Annotated in this window: 13 protein-coding genes and 1 pseudogene; 10 read left to right on the top strand and 4 right to left on the bottom strand. The window is 33.1% G+C overall.

The window, feature by feature from the left end:
• Positions 1–5 precede the first annotated feature (5 nt).
• Genes EAG11_RS01470 through EAG11_RS01460 form a run of 3 tightly spaced genes read left to right on the top strand, consistent with a single transcriptional unit; the run spans position 6 to position 4,691 of the window.
• Positions 6–3,155: an efflux RND transporter permease subunit gene (locus EAG11_RS01470; RefSeq protein WP_129537556.1), complete on the top strand. Its 3,150-nt coding sequence runs from the start codon at positions 6–8 to the stop codon at positions 3,153–3,155.
• 11 nt (positions 3,156–3,166) lie between these two features.
• Positions 3,167–4,255, top strand: coding sequence for an efflux RND transporter periplasmic adaptor subunit (locus EAG11_RS01465; protein ID WP_129537555.1), 1,089 nt, complete (start codon positions 3,167–3,169; stop codon positions 4,253–4,255).
• Between the two features lie 4 nt (positions 4,256–4,259).
• Positions 4,260–4,691, top strand: coding sequence for a hypothetical protein (locus tag EAG11_RS01460; RefSeq protein ID WP_129537554.1), 432 nt, complete (start codon positions 4,260–4,262; stop codon positions 4,689–4,691).
• A 113-nt stretch (positions 4,692–4,804) separates the two neighbouring features.
• Here EAG11_RS01460 and EAG11_RS01455 read toward each other — a convergent pair whose 3' ends face one another.
• Positions 4,805–5,254, bottom strand: coding sequence for a GNAT family N-acetyltransferase (locus EAG11_RS01455; RefSeq protein WP_129537553.1), 450 nt, complete (start codon positions 5,252–5,254; stop codon positions 4,805–4,807).
• A 126-nt stretch (positions 5,255–5,380) separates the two neighbouring features.
• Here EAG11_RS01455 and EAG11_RS01450 point away from each other — a divergent pair, with 126 nt between their 5' ends.
• From EAG11_RS01450 to EAG11_RS01440, 3 genes are all read left to right on the top strand, one after another.
• Positions 5,381–6,886 (top strand): PLP-dependent aminotransferase family protein, encoded by a 1,506-nt coding sequence (locus EAG11_RS01450; RefSeq protein WP_129537552.1) that lies wholly within the window; start codon positions 5,381–5,383, stop codon positions 6,884–6,886.
• Between the two features lie 565 nt (positions 6,887–7,451).
• Positions 7,452–7,799 carry a hypothetical protein gene (locus EAG11_RS01445; protein WP_129537551.1) on the top strand — a complete coding sequence of 116 codons (348 nt, stop codon included), beginning with the start codon at positions 7,452–7,454 and terminating at the stop codon, positions 7,797–7,799.
• 2 nt (positions 7,800–7,801) lie between these two features.
• Positions 7,802–8,809 carry an ATP-binding protein gene (locus tag EAG11_RS01440; RefSeq protein WP_129537550.1) on the top strand — a complete coding sequence of 336 codons (1,008 nt, stop codon included), beginning with the start codon at positions 7,802–7,804 and terminating at the stop codon, positions 8,807–8,809.
• A 225-nt stretch (positions 8,810–9,034) separates the two neighbouring features.
• Here the strand turns inward: EAG11_RS01440 and EAG11_RS01435 are convergent, their stop codons facing one another.
• The 3 genes from EAG11_RS01435 to EAG11_RS01425 form a co-directional block, all read right to left on the bottom strand.
• Entirely contained in the window at positions 9,035–9,835 is an 801-nt protein-coding gene (locus EAG11_RS01435; protein ID WP_129537549.1) for a histidine phosphatase family protein, read from the bottom strand.
• A 66-nt stretch (positions 9,836–9,901) separates the two neighbouring features.
• Entirely contained in the window at positions 9,902–10,696 is a 795-nt protein-coding gene (locus EAG11_RS01430) for a histidine phosphatase family protein (RefSeq protein ID WP_129537548.1), read from the bottom strand.
• An 18-nt stretch (positions 10,697–10,714) separates the two neighbouring features.
• The gene (locus EAG11_RS01425) at positions 10,715–13,018 is read right to left on the bottom strand and encodes a hypothetical protein (protein ID WP_129537547.1); all 2,304 of its coding nucleotides are present in this window, start codon (positions 13,016–13,018) and stop codon (positions 10,715–10,717) included.
• A 748-nt stretch (positions 13,019–13,766) separates the two neighbouring features.
• Here EAG11_RS01425 and EAG11_RS01420 point away from each other — a divergent pair.
• The 4 genes and pseudogenes from EAG11_RS01420 (at position 13,767) to EAG11_RS01405 (ending at position 17,431) form a co-directional block, all read left to right on the top strand.
• Positions 13,767–15,629 carry an ABC-F family ATP-binding cassette domain-containing protein gene (locus EAG11_RS01420; RefSeq protein ID WP_129537546.1) on the top strand — a complete coding sequence of 621 codons (1,863 nt, stop codon included), beginning with the start codon at positions 13,767–13,769 and terminating at the stop codon, positions 15,627–15,629.
• Positions 15,630–15,859: 230 nt separating this feature from the next.
• A pseudogene (locus EAG11_RS01415) lies at positions 15,860–16,228 on the top strand (four helix bundle protein).
• A gap of 147 nt (positions 16,229–16,375) precedes the next feature.
• Positions 16,376–16,846 (top strand): FKBP-type peptidyl-prolyl cis-trans isomerase, encoded by a 471-nt coding sequence (locus EAG11_RS01410; RefSeq protein WP_129537545.1) that lies wholly within the window; start codon positions 16,376–16,378, stop codon positions 16,844–16,846.
• A gap of 138 nt (positions 16,847–16,984) precedes the next feature.
• Positions 16,985–17,431 carry a GNAT family N-acetyltransferase gene (locus EAG11_RS01405; protein WP_129537544.1) on the top strand — a complete coding sequence of 149 codons (447 nt, stop codon included), beginning with the start codon at positions 16,985–16,987 and terminating at the stop codon, positions 17,429–17,431.
• Positions 17,432–17,552 lie beyond the last annotated feature (121 nt).

Here is a 17,552-nt window from a genome sequence, read left to right as displayed (position 1 = left end):
AAATTATGAATTTAATACGTTTTGCCTTGCGCAAGCCCATCTCGATTATGGTGATGGTGCTAGGGCTTTTATTCTTCGGAATTAAAGCTACTAAAGATATAAAGGTAGATATTCTGCCAGATATGAATCTTCCTGTCGTGTATATTGCCCATTCTTTTAATGGCTATACACCGCAACAAATGGAAGGCTATTTTACAAAGATGTACGTAAACATGATGTTGTTTACAAGCGGAATCGAAAGCATCGAAACCAAGAATACTCAAGGACTTACGCTAATGAAAATAAACTTTTATGAAGGTACAGATATGGGTCAGGCTATTGCTGAAATCAATGCCCTTTCTAACCGTTCTCAGGTATTTTTGCCGCCGGGTGCTCCGCCTCCATTCATCATAAGATTTGATGCATCGTCGCAACCTGTTGGACAATTGGTTTTCAAGAGTAATTCAAAAACCAATAACGAGTTACAGGATATTGCCAACTTTACGGCTCGACCATTTTTGATTAAAATTCCTGGATTAACCACCGCACCTCCCTTTGGCGGAAGCCCAAGAACAATCGAAATAAACATCGACCCGAATAAATTACGTACCCATCAACTAACTCCTGAGCAAATTGTAGAGGCTATTAGCCGCAATAATATTACTTCACCTTCAGGAAATATATACATTGATGATATTAATTATTTAACGCCGACGAACAATACAATTAAAGAAGTTGCCGATTTTGGAAATATTCCAATTTTTAAAGGTGCAGTCGATAACGTTTATATTCGCGATGTGGCAACTGTAAAAGATGGTGCTGATATTACAACAGGTTATGCTTTGATTAACGGAGCACGCTCGGTATATATCAATATTGCAAAATCGGGTAATGCATCGACTTGGGACGTGGTAAGAAATTTAAAGAAAGCCATCCCAATGATTCAGAATAATTTACCGGATGATGTTACTATTTCTTATGAATTTGACCAATCGGTATATGTGATCAATGCCGTAAAAAGTTTAATTCTCGAAGGCGTATTAGGTGCTTTATTAACCGGATTAATGGTATTGCTATTCTTACGTGATAAAAGAGCCGCTTTAATTGTGGTACTAACGATTCCAATTTCTATTATCTCAGGCGTATTATTCCTGAAATTATTTGGACAAAGTATCAATATTATGTCCTTATCAGGATTGGCTCTAGCCATAGGAATCTTGGTTGACGAAAGTACAGTTACGATAGAAAACATTCACCAGCATCTTGCAATGGGCAAGACAAAAGCCAAAGCCATTTTAGATGCTTGTCGTGAAATTGCTTTTCCTAAATTATTGATTCTGCTTTGCATTTTGGCAGTATTTGCTCCAGCATTTATGATGACAGGAATTCCAGGTTCATTATTCATGCCATTGGCACTTGCTATAGGATTTTCAATGATTTTATCATTCCTCCTATCACAAACCTTTGTTCCCGTAATGGCAAACTGGTTAATGAAAGCCAAAGAAGAAGATCACGAACACAAAGAAGATAAATTCGATAGATTTAAAAATCGTTTTGTAACGTTCTTACAATCTATAATGGAGAAACGCAAAACGATTTTAATTGCCAGTTTTGTTGTAGTGGCCTTAGGTATTTTTGTAATGTACAGTAATACAGGAAAAGATGTATTACCAACCGTAAATTCAAGTCAGTTTCAGGTACGTATAAAAGCGCCTGAAGGAACTCGAATCGAAAAAACGGAGCTAAAAATCAAACAGGTATTACGTGAGTTAGAAACTGTAATTGGTAAAGACCATATTGCAATTTCTTCGGTATTTATCGGTCAGCACCCATCGTCATTTGCGGTAAGTCCAATTTACCTATACAATGCAGGACCACACGAAGCGTTGATGCAAATTGCATTAAAAGATTTTGACGGAAACACCAATGATTTAAAAGAAAAAATCCGTCATCATATGAAAACAAAAATGCCTGAATTGCATTTTTCTTTCGAACCGATAGAACTTACAGAAAAGATTCTTAGCCAAGGAACCAATACGCCTATTGAAGTTCGCTTTTCTGGAATGATGAAAAAAATGAACATCATGTATGCCAATAAATTATTGGCAAAACTAAAAGAAATTGACTATTTAAGAGACCAGCAAATTCCGCAATCGTTGAGCTATCCTGCTTTCGAAATTAATATCGACAGATTAAGAGCTGCACAATTAGGAATCGATGCACAAGACATTGCTCGTTCATTAGTGCCAATTACAGCATCTTCACGCTATACAAGCAAAAATATGTGGGTAGGTGGAATGATGGGAATTGCTTACGATGTGCAAGTGCAAACGCCTCAAAATATATTAAACAGCAAAGACGAATTGCTTAATGTACCGTTAGGAAAAAACTCCGATCGACCAGTTCTTGGCGATGTAGCTACCATAACTCCAACAAAAGTTTTGGGAGAAAGTTACAATCTAGGAACAATGGGTTACACACCTGTTACGGCAAATATTCATAATGCCGATTTAGGCCGTGCACAAAAAGATGTACAAGCAGCGATTGCATCATTGGGAGAATTACCAAAAGGAGTAAATATTCAAATCTCAGGAATGGTTCCTGTACTAGATGAAACCATGAGCAGTCTGGCATTAGGATTATTAATTGCTATTATGGTTATCTTCTTGATGTTGGCAGCCAATTACCAATCGTTCAAAGTTTCGTTTGTAATTCTAACAACCGTTCCGTTTGTAATCTTAGGTTCGTTGTTATTAATGAAGGTAACAGGTTCAACATTAAACCTACAATCATACATGGGAATCATTATGTCCGTAGGAGTTTCTATTGCCAATGCCGTATTATTAATAAGTAATGCCGAAACCTTGCGCCTGCAAAACGGAAATGCATTAACGGCGGCCATTCAGGCAGCATCATTACGTATTCGTCCTATTATCATGACATCGCTGGCAATGATAGCGGGAATGTTGCCTATGGCTATAGGACATGGCGAAGGTGGCGATCAGGTTGCCCCATTAGGAAGAGCCGTAATAGGTGGATTAATCGCATCCTCATTTAGTGTATTGCTTTTACTGCCATTAGTATTCGTATGGATACAAGGCAAAGCATCTACTCAATCCCCATCATTAGATCCTGAGGACGAAAACAGTACACATTATATAACATCAGAAAAATAAATTATCTACATATGAAACTAATCTATTATATCCTTATCGGAATTGTATTTGCATCCTGCAATTCAGAAACTAAAAAGGCCGAAAAAACAGACGCGATGCCAATGATGATGATGCCAAATTTTGAAACAATAGCCATCAAAAAAAGCAATCCACTAGTACCATTAAAACTAGCCGGAGAATTAGTCTCAGATCAGGAAACGGCTATTTATGCTAAAGTAAACAGTTATGTTAAGAAACTTCCCGTAGATATTGGCTCAGTAGTGACCAAAGGACAAGTTATTCTTGTACTCGAAGCGCCAGAGATTCAGGCACAATTAGCATCTGCAAAATCAAAGTGGAAAGCACAGGAAGCAATATACATTGCGACAAAATCCAATTACGACCGCATGTTTAAAGCCAATGAAACAAAAGGCGCCATTGCCAAAGATGCTTTAGACCAGATTACAGCAAGAAAACTAGCCGACCAAGCGCAACTAGAAGCAGCCAAATCAGCTTATCAGGAAATACAAATTATGAATGACTACTTGGTAATTCGAGCGCCGTTTAGCGGAATCGTTGCCGAAAGAAACATCGACTTAGGTTCGTATGTTGGTCCAATGGGAAAAGGTTCTGACAAGCCCTTATTGGTACTTCAGGATAATAAGAAATTAAGAGTTTCCTTATCAGTTCCTGAGGCAAATACAGCTTATTTGAACTTGGGAGATTCGATACATTTCAAAGTAAGTTCGATACCTCAAAAAAAGTATATGGCAAAAATATCTCGAAAATCAGGAGTATTAGATTTCAAACTTCGTTCTGAACGCATCGAAGCCGATTTAATGAAAGTATATCCAGAGCTAAAACCATTAATGGTAGTTGAAGCAATGATTCCGTTGCAAGCAAAAGAAGCAACATTTTTCATTCCAAAAACAGCCTTAGTCGAAAGTAATATCGGCATGTATGTAATTCGCATCGAAAACGGAGTAACCAAAAACATCCCCGTTTCAAAAGGACGCCCATTAATGGACAAAATAGAAGTATTTGGCGAATTAAATGAAGACGATAACATACTCCTAAAAGCAACTGAAGAAATAGTAGAAGGAACAAAAATTAAAAAATAAAACAATGAAAACATATAGCAAATACCTAATTATAGCCGCAATTGCAGCAGTATTAATTTCTTGCAAAGACAAAGAAACCAAAGAACAAACTGTAGCCCACACTCCTCAAGAAGTACCGGTAAAACAAGATATTCCTAACATTGCAAAACATGTTCCTACCGATGAGGTATGCATGGTCAATGACAAACACATGGAAAAAAAGCAAATGGAAGTTCCCTTTGATGGAAAAATGTACTACGGATGTTGTGCAATGTGCGTAGAACGTATCCCAACCGACGAAAATGTTCGTAAAGCAACTGACCCGTTTACAGGAGAAAAAATCGATAAAGCCTCGGCATATATTGTCTCCTTAAACGAAGAAGGCAATGTCGCTTATTTTACCTCTGAAGAAAACTTCCAGAAGTTTATGAAAGATAATCAACAGGCAACAAAATAATCTAAACGTTATAAATAAAACCTCAAATCAATTCAAAGTCAAAAGAGCTGTTCAATATAATTTGAACAGCTCTTTTAATCTACAATTTATCTCGATTATTTCATTTAAGCTTATTAAGCATTCTTCCACCAATTGTAATAATTATGATCCTGATCTAGTTCGAAACCACATTTAGGATATAAAATATTACCTATTTCGTTTGTCTTTTCTGTTTCTAATAACAAACCGCAAGCATCCGTTTCATCACAAAATTGCTTGCATCTATCAATTAAGTCCTTAGAAAAACCTCGTCCTCTAAAATCGGGAGCAACAAATAAATCACTTAACAGCCATTGTCGTTGTAATGCCTTGTAGTGATATAATGAATATAATTGGGCAAATCCTACAAATTTACCATCGGCTTTAATTAAAAAAGTAGTTGTTTCATTGTTACTGATTCGTTCTTTAAGAAAAACTTTCCCTATCTCGACATTAGACGGCTGTCTATAAAAAACGCGATAACTATTGAATAATTCAGCAAATTCATCCAAATGATCTAATGTAGCAATTTCAATGTGTTTCATAATTTAATAATTTTAATTAATGATTTATAAAAGGGCAAATGTCTTGCATTACAGGAGTGTTTAATTAATCCAGTTTTTACAAACAAATAGGTCCAGATAAAGTAAGTCACTATAAAATGGCTAAATTTGAATCCAAAAGGATATTCTAATAAAATAAAAACACCAATGTTAAGACCCTGGAAAACAATTTTCAATATTTCGTTTAATTCCGATCAAACTTTGGTAGAACAAATAACCAACGTAATTCGAAAAGAAATTATTAAAGGAAGGCTTGAAAGAGGAGCACCATTACCGGGCACCAGAATTTTAGCTGAGGATATTGGAGTAAATAGAAAAACTGTTGTTTTTGCTTACGAAGCCCTCATCGAGGAAGGATGGTTAGAGAGTAAATACAAATCTGGAACATTTGTATCCGAGAATTTACCATTAATAGAAAAACAGCAACCTGCAGTTCAAAAAAAAGCGGCCACTTTTGAACACATACATTACAATCCTTTTTATCTTACCGACCGTGCACTTGAAGGAAGCCGCATTGTTTTTAATGAAGGTGCTCCAGATACCCGACTGGTCCCGCTTAAAGAATTATCGAGAGCATACAAACGTATCTTTCAACGCAAAGGAAAATGGGGATTACTTGGTTATAGCAGTGAAAAAGGAGATCATAAACTCCGAGAAATGCTCTCACTAATGCTTTCGAGAGATAGAGGCCTTAATGTAAACCCAGAAACGATATGTGTAACCAGAGGAAGTCAGATGGCGATATATCTTGTTGCCAAGGTTCTTATTAAATCTGGCGATACTGTGGTAGTCGAAAATCCCTCTTATTATGCCGTTCAAAAGATATTTCGAGAAACAGGAGCTATTTTAAAAACAGTCGAAATAGATAATGATGGAATTAATATTGAGGAACTTGAAGCATTATGTGGCAAGACAAGAATCAAAGCAGTATATGTCACTCCTCACCACCAATTCCCTACTACAATTACTATGAAAGCGGGACGAAGAATACAATTACTAGAATTATCCTTAAAATATCATTTTGCTATAATCGAAGATGATTATGACCACGAATATCATTTTGGTGCAGGAAACAAACTCGCATTAGCCAGTAATGAAAAATCAGCTAATGTCATATATATTAGTTCGTTAAGTAAACTCATAGCACCTGCAATACGTGTGGGTTACGTTACAGGTCCTGCAACCTTTATGGAATCTCTAGTAAACCTGCGTGTGCAAATTGATCGTCAAGGAGATACTATTCTTGAACATGCTATAGCTGAATTAATGGAAGACGGAACCATAAAAAGACATGCTCGCAAAGTAGTAGCTATATACAAAGAAAGGCGTGATTTAATGGAATCTTGTTTACATGAAAATTTTGGAAGTGCCATTAGTTTTAATAAACCAACAGGAGGACTCGCTTTTTGGGTAAAATTTAATGAGCCGATAGACCTCATCCAATATATTGCGCTACTTGAGCAAAAAGGAGTTCAAATTGTACCTCCAGGAAGTTTTTATGTAAACAACCAATCTTCTAATTCCTTAAGACTTGGTTATGGTTCTCTAAACAAGGAGGAACTTACTGAAGGATTAAAAATTATGGGGGCTGTTTATAAAGAATTAAATTCTTAAGCATTTTTTTTATACAGTTTCTAACCATACACTATGGTTATATCGCAACAATAAATTATCAAGCTCTTATAAGAATGGTTATATTTATTAAATATCGAATCATTTATTTCAATTTAAGTAAAATTTAGTTCTTCCATGATTTGATAATTAATATGTTTCTGTTCTCTTTTTATGTACAAACTTCATTAATTCATAATGCAAGATTTATATTTAACATAATTTATCCTTCTAAAAACCAGCAATAAATCATTAAAAACCAAACAAATACATAGATTATTATTTATTCGTTATTATTTTAATCCTAAAACTCATTCATTTTTTCATATACGTCGTAAAAAAACTACATTAAAACACTATATTTATCTAATAAGCCAACGCGCATTTAAAGAAAACATCAATCTCAATAATATAAAATTTCGGCTAAGGAATATAACACTACATTAAATCCAAATACTCAAAATAAGAAAAATCTGAAGTGAATAGTATTGCTTTAGATTGGCTTATTTAAAGATGAAAATTTAAATGTATATTTGTCTCTCTGCTTATTTTTTTTACCACTCACAATATGAACGACTTAAACAAAACATACACCATTAATCTTAGTTTTGAAGAAATAAAGCTTCCTCCTTTTCAAGACATTCTTGTTCTTGCAAAAAATTCAATTCAAGGTAAAATTGGACTTTCAAAATCATTTGAATTATTAGTTCCGAATGGCTTTGAAACTATCGACGTTGGCAATGAAAATATAGAAACTGTTTTTGTCAATAAAAACATACTTACTAAGATTGACAAAAAAAAGGTAATCCAAATTTTAGAAAAAAATGTCTTCCCATATATTTCAGAGGGCGAACTTATAAGTGTAGATTTCAAAATAAATATTTCTGTAAAAAATATAGTGCTTAAGGATTTTTAACTATGAGTATAACACCATTTGTAAATTACGATTATGTTACATTAGATGCCTATGCAGGTGTTGTAACAGCAAGACGTAGCGAGTATATAGAAAAAGGGATTGTTGTAATGGAAGAAAATGAAGCCATTGGTATTCTTACCTCTTCTGATTTAGCCAAAAAACAACACTTAATTATTATAGATTGCCTCACCGAAAAACCTGTTGTTTACAAAACGGATAAAATTACTGATGTTCTTAATATCATGGACAGTAGTGGACAAAATGTTTTAATGGTATATGACAAGGAGACTTTTGTAGGTACAATTTCTCAAAATGACATCATATATCATCTAAATTCTAGCCTTAGCATTCAAAAACAAACGATGCAATGGGCTGCTCATGATCTAAAGAATCCAATTGCTTCTATAAGAATGATAAGCGACATGCTTCAAAATAATCTTAAACTTATAGAAAACAAACAGCTGGTAGACTATTTAAATCAAAGTTGTGACTTTGCCTTTAAAATTATCGAAGATGTTCTAATAACTGAGCAAGTAACTGAAGAACCAACCTTTTATACACAAGAAAATTTTGATAGTCTAATTGAAGAATCCATTACTTATTTTTCTAAGGAACTGGAGCAAAAACAGATTACATTAGTAAAGAGCCTTAATTTCGGTAAAACGATTAAGATTGACCGTCCAAAATTTGAACGAGTAATTCATAACTTACTATCTAACAGTCTTAAATTTACATATGAAAATGGAGCTATTGACATCTCTACTTCTACCGAAAACAATAAACTAAAACTAGTTGTAAAAGACGACGGAATTGGTATTCCTAAAAATTTACAAGAATATATATATGATAAATTTACCCAAGCAAAACGTGTAGGAACAGCTGGTGAATACACAACTGGACTAGGTATGCATCTTACCAAACAAATTGTAGAACTACATGGTGGTACCATAAAAATGGAAAGCGATGGAAAATCAGGCACTTCCTTCTCTATCTTTTTGAATTTGACTTAGCTTCTTTTTTATGCTATTCTTTTTCAACCAGACTTAACTATTCTATTTGAGAGGATGAAAAAAAATGAAGTACAAGTTTATGAAGAAATAACAAGAACCAAGAATAAACAAATGTCACTCCTTAATTAAAGAGTGATTATCAATTACATTCCAAAAAAAAAGGTTCAACTTTAATTAAAAGTTAAACCTCTTTTTTATTATTTATTTGCATCTTTTTTGAGTAACCTATTTAGATGATAATTCTTTTTTTCCTTTTTCTACATAACTCATATCCCCAACAGATTCTACTGTAAATTTTCCATTTTTATAAATTACCTTACTCACAGAGGCATTTCCTAATTGTGCGGTAACTGGTATTTTAGAATCATAACCTGAGAGCATAACTTCTATTGCCAATCCGTGTGACGTAAGCAAGATATTTCCACCTCCTGTTGCGGCTTCTTTTTCAGCTATTTCCTGAAATGCTCTTTGTGTACGGTACCTCAAATCATCGAAATTTTCTGCCATTCCAAGATTATCCATTGCTTTTATAGCTGAAAATAAATCTCGCATCATTTTTTCCCCAGAATCTTTTAGCATGGCTTCTGTGGAAGGATAATGCATATATATAGAAGCTGCTGTAAGCATATTGTCATTTAAATCGCCCTCAAAACGACCAAAACATGCTTCTCGAAATCCTGCATTTGTGATAATATTCATGTTTTTATCTCCTTTTGTATCTAATACAATTCGAGCCGTTTGATGTGCTCTGCCTAAGTCACTAGAATAAGCTGCTTTAAAAGAAATGTCCTTTAGTCCTTTTCCCAAATATTCAGCTACTTCTATTCCTTGTGGAGTAAGTGGCGTATCTGCCCAACCTTGAGCTCTTTTTAGAGTATTCATCATAGTTTTTCCATGACGAGCGATATAAAAAGTAACAATATTATCTTCTGAAGCAGTTTTCTTTTTATTTTTTTGTGCATTTACATTAAAAAAAGAAAGGAATAAAAAGAGAATTGTAACTGTTTTTATGGTTTTTGTTTTCATATATTAAGTTTTTAGGTCATGCCTTTTTTCATTTTATTTTGTTCGAAGCAACAAATGCTTTCCTTTCTATTTACCTATGCTTTGTCTTCCTTTTTCAATATAGCTCGTATCTCCAAAAGATTCTACAGTAAACTTACCTTTGTCATAGATTACTTTACACACAGAAGCATTTGCCATATGGGAACGTGGTACTTCTTCTCCTGTTATATTAGACAACATAGTACCTATTGCCATTCCATGTCCTACCATAAATATGTTTCCACCACCACTAGTCGCTTCCTTTTCGGCAATAGACTTCAGTGCATTTTGAGTACGTGTTCTTACTTGGTCATAATCTTCTGCCATATTTAATTTATCGAGTATTTTCACTACCGAAAGCACTTCTTTCACTCCCTTTTTGCCTACATCAGCAAAAAGAGCTTCTGTAGTTGGAAAATGTAAATAGATTGCGGCATCACCCCACATTTTTGAATTTAAATCACCTTCATAACTTCCAAAATTGGTTTCTCTCAATCCTTCATTCTCAATAATAGCTATTTTTTCACCCCCTCTTGCCTGTAATACAATATTGGTTGTTTGAGTCGCACGTCCTAAATCACTTGTATAAGCTGCTTTAAAGTCAATTCCTCTAAGCCCTTTGCCTAAAAATTCTGCTCCTTCAACTCCTTCTTGAGTTAATGGCGCATCAGACCAACCTTGTACTCTATCGAGTGTATTAAGCATCGTTTTTCCGTGACGAGCAATATAAAAGGTAACCTTTTGTGGACTTGTTTTAATTGCTTTTTTAGATTTTTGTGCCGTACTAATTGAAGTTGCTGTAAAAAAGACAACCAATAAGAAGATAATTTTATGCGTTTTCATAATGATAGATTTCGTTAATTATAATTTTACTTTTATTCCAAATTCAACTGTAAAAGGTCGTATGTAAGTCCCAACTAATGGTCTACCATCAAAGGCTTGAGCCTCTTCTATAGTAGTTGTATTTGTTCCAGAAATAGATCCTTGTGCTCCTTTTTGATTTAAAAAGTTCACAACATTAAGATTCAAATCTATTTTTTTATTCAACTTACAAGCAACACCTCCAAAGGTTTCCCAGCGACTTGCAAAAAACAGCGTATTCGGATAGTTAGCCGCTTCTTTACTAAAATAACGTGTACTAACCCATAATCTCCAATTTTTATAAGAATAGCTTGGATCCAACTCAATAAGCACTTTTGATACACTACGAGCAGTTCCTCCACTAAAATCATAAATTTTATTTCCTTCAGCGGCAACTTCACTTAAGTCAACCACAAAATTTTTGTATTCTGGATTTTGAAGAGTCAGCAACGCATGAAATTTAAAACCTTTAAAGGGCTTTACTTCCATATCGGTTGTCCATCCTATTGTTTGAATATCGTAGGTAATAGTCTGTTTGTGCCCACCTTGAAAAGAAGAATTGTTTTTAAAATTGTTGCGTTGTATGTACGTAATTTTAGAAACTAAACTCACTAAAGGATGATTAAAATAAGTCCCCACAGAGGCTCCAGGAATCTGCGAAGGCGAAATATTAGGATCATCAGCACCCGAATAACTACTTAAATTTCCTGCTACTTCTGTATAAGAAATGTCTCCCAAGAAACCAACATTATCAAATGTTTTATGAAGGAAACTAGCCGTGAATGCTTTATTGAACCAATCTTTTTGTATTGCCTGTCTTTTAGACATATCCATTTGATTGTTTATAAATCCATCTTCTTTTGCAGCATCCCTGCTAGATTTAGGATACCACAAACCATCAATACGTTGCCATTCTAATCGAGCTCCAAAATTAAACTCTAACTTATCATTCACTGTCCATTTTTCAGTACCGTAAAGTGCTAATTTATTCTCGTTACCCGAATAATATTGTAATGCCGCATTATAACCTGAATTTCCATACTCATCAACTTTTGAATCATTTATCCAGTTTCCATTACTATCTTTTATCTGAGTAATTAATTTACCAGGATTATCTGCTACCTCCTGAACCATATTATAGCTAGCCTGATAAGAATTATCTATCTTATAATTAAATTCATTTAAACCAATTGACCAATGGTGTTTTTGTGTTTTTTTACTTAGATCAACTCTTCCCATAATAGTATTCTGAGAAATTTTTGGTGTATTAAGAGCTAATACTCCCTGTACATAATCCCCTTGATATACTTGATCCTGATCATCTACATACACATAGCGATTTTTTGAAGCATCAATTTTTCTTAAACTTGTAAAATAGGGATTATACAAACCCGATTTAGCATTTTGAAAACGAACAACGTAATCTAACTTCATACCATTAGTTAATGCATTGTTTCCCATGATATCTACAGCATTAGTCGTAGATCCCATATCTTTCATCTGATCAAGTGTTTCTCTTAGTCCCGTAATCGGATTAATGATTGTTGACTTTCCAGAACGTTCTAAATAGGAATCTCTACCAATTTTAAAATTCCCAAACTGACTTACTGTTCCATCCAAATTATAGGTATATGGACTTACTTTTGAACTAATTCCTTCTGAATTTGCAAACTTATATTGCACAGAAATCTCTCCTTTGCCTCCATTGTATTTTTTACTAATTACCCCTTTATAAATTTGAGTTTTATCAAAATAATTTGTGAAATCAGATTTAAAAGTACCGGGGTCAAAATTTAAAAACACACTTCCAGCATAATACCAATTGTTTTTTAAAGGGCCACTAAAACTCACATCTCCCCTTAAAAGCCCAAATCCATTAGAATTAAAAGCCAAATTCTGCTGATGCTTTTCTGTTCCTCTATTACTATAGGTACTTACTGAAACTCCCACATCACCTATAGAAATAGCAGTTTCACCAACTGTTTGCACCTGAAATTTACTAAAACCAGATCCTGCTCGCCAAGCGCTTGTAGGATTTTGACCTACCCAATTGTAAACAACAGGAAGTCCATTTTCTAATATTGTAGTACCACCAATACTAGCTGGTAAACCAATATTTACATTTCGGGGACCATTATCATTAGAAGCATTCAACATCACGTTTTGTGCTTCTTCCTTAACTAATTTTGTCTCTTTTTTGTCTTTTTCTATTCTTACAATACTATCTTTCTTTATCTGAGAATAGCTGGCGATAGAAAACACCATATTCATCACAATAATTCCATACATAATTTTACATCTCATATTTGCTTGGTTTTAGTTAATATTACTTCTAATCTTCTTTTTATAAAATTCCATTTTAACCTCATAACGATATCTAATAGAAGTAAATTAATTCAATCTTTCTATCGCTTCTTTATGAAGCAATAATAAATTAATATTTCAATATTGAAAATAAATACTGTTAAAATTAAATAATTAGCAAGAAAAGAAGTTTAAAAAAAAGTATAGCGAAATAATTTTAGCAATAAGATGAGACTATCTCAAAATGATTTTATTGCAATTTATACATCCAAAAAATATTGGCATATGCTACAATTTCCCTGTAATATTTGAATTTTAAGAAAAATTGGAGACTCAAATATTTTAAGAAAAAAACATACTGATTGAGTATGTCATTTTTGGACTTATGACAATTAATCCATTTGTTTTTTGTAAGAATACAAAATTTAAAATTGTAGTTATTTTCTTAAACAAACAGAAGCAAACCTATTTTATGACTCTTACAATCTCAGTCCTTTTTCTTGTGATACCCTTACTATACCTATTCAATCAAAACAAACTGACTTACCAACTCTCATAAAAAGGGATGTTATTTTAAATTAACTATGTAAAATACAATGAAAAAGATAGCTAAAAAGTCCCTTTTTTTGTTTGCTCCAAAAGGCTATCTTTGCGCGAACTTTTTTAGGAACTGCTATTAAAAATGTAGAGACTAATTGAGTTACTTATTTTTAAACAATAAAAAACTGATTTTCAGTTACAAATTTCCATGAATTACTTATCTGTAGAAAATATATCCAAGTCATTTGGTGAAAGAACCTTATTTGACAACATCTCTTTTGGAATCAATAAGGACCAAAAAATTGCTTTCATTGCCAAAAACGGCTCTGGAAAAACAACTATTATGAGTATTATCAATGGTTTAGAAGAACCAGATACAGGTCAGGTAGTTTTAAGAAAAGGAATCAGAATGGCTTTTCTTTCGCAAAACAATAACTTACAAGAGGAACTTACTATCGAAGAAAGCATATTTGCTTCTGATAATGAAACTCTAAAAGTTATTGAAGCTTACGAAAAAGCATTAGAAAATCCTGAAGATGAAGAAGCATATCAAAAAGCTTTTGACGGAATGGATCAACACAATGCTTGGGATTTCGAAACACAATACAAGCAAATTCTATTTAAACTAAAGCTAGAGAACTTTAAACTAAAAGTAAAAAGTCTTTCTGGTGGTCAGAAAAAACGTTTATCATTAGCTATTATTCTTATCAATCGTCCTGATTTATTAATTCTGGATGAGCCTACCAACCACTTGGATCTTGAAATGATTGAATGGTTAGAGAGTTATTTTGCAAAAGAAAACATCACGTTGTTTATGGTAACACACGACCGTTTCTTCTTGGAGCGTGTTTGTAATGAAATCATAGAATTAGACAACGGAAAATTATACCAATACAAAGGGAATTACTCTTATTACTTAGAGAAAAAAGAAGAGCGAATTGCTTCTGAAAACTCAAGTGTAGATAAAGCACAAAACCTATTCGTAAAAGAATTAGAATGGATGCGTCGCCAGCCAAAAGCGAGAACAACAAAATCTAAATCGCGTCAGGATGACTTTTATGTAATTAAAGAAAAAGCACAAAGTCGTCGTCGCGAAAATAAAGTCGAGCTTGAAATTAATATGGAACGTATGGGAAGCAAAATTATTGAGCTTCACAAAATTTCTAAAAAATTCAAAGATCACGTTATTTTAGATAATTTCAGTTTTGATTTTCAACGTGGAGAACGTATCGGAATTATTGGTAAAAACGGAACTGGAAAATCGACTTTCCTTAATTTATTAACAGGGACACTTCCGCTAGATTCAGGAAAAGTTGTTGTTGGAGAAACAATAAAAATAGGATATTATACTCAAAGCGGAATCAACCCAAAACCAGGACAACGTGTTATCGATGTTATCAAAGAATACGGAGAATATATTCCGTTGATGAAAGGAAAGATTATATCGGCTTCACAATTATTAGAACGTTTCCTTTTTGATGCTAAAAAACAATACGATTTTGTAGATAGATTAAGTGGTGGAGAATTAAAACGTTTGTATTTATGTACTGTCCTAATTCAGAATCCTAACTTCCTTATTCTAGATGAGCCTACAAACGATTTAGATATCGTAACATTAAACGTTTTGGAGAGTTTTCTTTTAGATTATCCAGGATGTTTATTAGTAGTTTCTCACGATAGATATTTTATGGATAAAATTGTGGATCACTTATTCATTTTTAGAGGACAAGGTGTTGTTGAGGATTTTCCTGGAAACTACTCCGATTTTAGAGCGTATGAAGATAGTGCTGATGTAGCTCAAAAAGAAGAAAACAAAGCCGAAAAGAAAGATTGGAAACAAAACAATCCAACTGGAAACCTAACTTTTAATGAGCAAAAAGAATATCAAAAACTAGAAAGAGAGATCAAAGATTTAGAGATAGATAAAACTAAAATTGAGCAATTATTCTCTGACGGAAAAGTAGCCGATGCCGACATTGAGAAAAAAGCCAATGAGTTGCAAAATATCATTAATAAAATAGATCAAAAAGAAGAACGCTGGTTTGAGCTTTCTGCTAAGATTGAAGGGTAAATTCAGTCTCAGTTTTCAGTTTCATGAGTAGCTTTTAGTTACAGTTGAACAGTAAAACCTCTTATTTTATATAAAAATAAAAGCCACAATAAAGTAAAATCTTGTTGTGGCTTTTTTAATTTTCCCCAGTAATTATGATTTTCCTTTTATATTTAATTTTTAACCAAAACTTATTTAAATCAAAATAGCAGGTTTTGTCTTATTTTACTTTACTCGTAAAAATTAAATTAATGGGATTTAAAGAATTATTAGCGTATCAAAAATCATTTCAACTTGCAATGGAAATATTTGAACTATCAAAATCATTTCCTTCTGAAGAAAAATACTCTCTTAGCGACCAAATACATCGTTCATCCAGAAGCGTATCTGCTAATATTTCTGAATCATATCAGAAAAGAAGATAGGTGAATCATTTTATAAGCAAACTTACTGATAGCGATGCTGAAAACTCTGAAACAAATGTTTGGTTACAATTTTGTTTACAATGCAACTACATAACCAAAGAAACTTTTGATAATTTAAATGACAGAAGCATTGAAATTGGAAAACTAATCAATTACATGATAAACAATCCTAATAAATTTAGTTACGTGATTTAGTAATCATTTACAATTTTCAGCTTACACAAGATAGCCAAATATCAAGTTGCTACATAAATAATAGCAATGAGTACCGAGACCGTAAACTGAGACTAAAAATCGAGACTAAAATTATACTATATTTACGCCTTTAAAAAATCCCTTTACATGAAACACTTTATACCTGCACTATTAGCCTTAACACTTTTTATTTCTTGTGCTAAAAACAAAAAAGCCGAAAGCACTGACGCTCCTGTTGACAATGTTGCTAAAAACGAACAGCAAATCAAAGATTATGTAGCCAAAAATAAATTGGATGCTCATAGAACTGAATCTGGTTTATATTATGTAATTAACGAACCTGGAACTGGAGCGCAACCAACACCAACATCTAATGTTACAGTAGCTTACAAAGGCTCATTTATCGATGGAAAAGTATTTGACGAAAGTAGTGCTGGAATTTCTTTTGGTTTAAACCAAGTTATAAAAGGATGGACAGAAGGTATTCCTTATTTTAAAACTGGAGGTAGCGGTACACTTATCGTTCCTGCTCATTTAGGATATGGAGACAATGATTATAGCTCTATTCCCGGAGGATCAGTGCTTATTTTTGACATTAAATTAATTTCTATAAACTAAACTACTACCTCACTGTTTATTTATTAAACCTTGAAAAGAATACTAAAAGCCTAGCTTTAATTAAATAACAAAGCCACAACAAAAATCTAATTCTGTTGTGGTTTTATTTTATAAAATAACTATTGTAAAAAACACAAAATGAGCTTTGAAATACAACCTTACAATGATAATTTTAAAGAACAGTTGATTCTTGTTTGGGAAAATTCTGTTCGTGCCACACATGATTTTCTTGTTCCATCTGACATTGATTATTATAAAAAAATCGTATCGTCTATCGATTTCAATTCTTTTCCCGTTTTTTGCCTGACAGAAGCTGATACGGTTCTTGGTTTTATTGGTATTGCAGAGAATAAAATAGAAATGTTATTCTTAGCTCCAGAGTATATAGGAAAAGGACTTGGCAAAACATTGATGAATTTTGCCATCAATGAACTTGGCGTTAACAAAGTTGATGTAAACGAACAAAATCATAATGCAGTTAATTTTTACTCCAAATTTGGTTTTCTACCATACGACAGAACCGATAAAGATGATGAAGGAAAAGAGTATCCTATTTTAAAAATGAAACTGGATATCAAGAAATAACTAATTGTAATTTAGACAGCATCATTTACTCAAGCAAAAAAAGCCACAACAAAATTTAATTCTGTTGTGGCTTTTTTTATGAGATAAAAAACTGAGACTGTGTCAGAGATTCAAAACTAAT

Origin of the sequence: Flavobacterium sp. 140616W15 (genome assembly GCF_003668995.1) — a bacterium.
Lineage (GTDB): Bacteria > Bacteroidota > Bacteroidia > Flavobacteriales > Flavobacteriaceae > Flavobacterium.
Note: the sequence above shows the minus strand (reverse complement) of the source record. Positions and strands in the feature narration are given on the sequence as shown.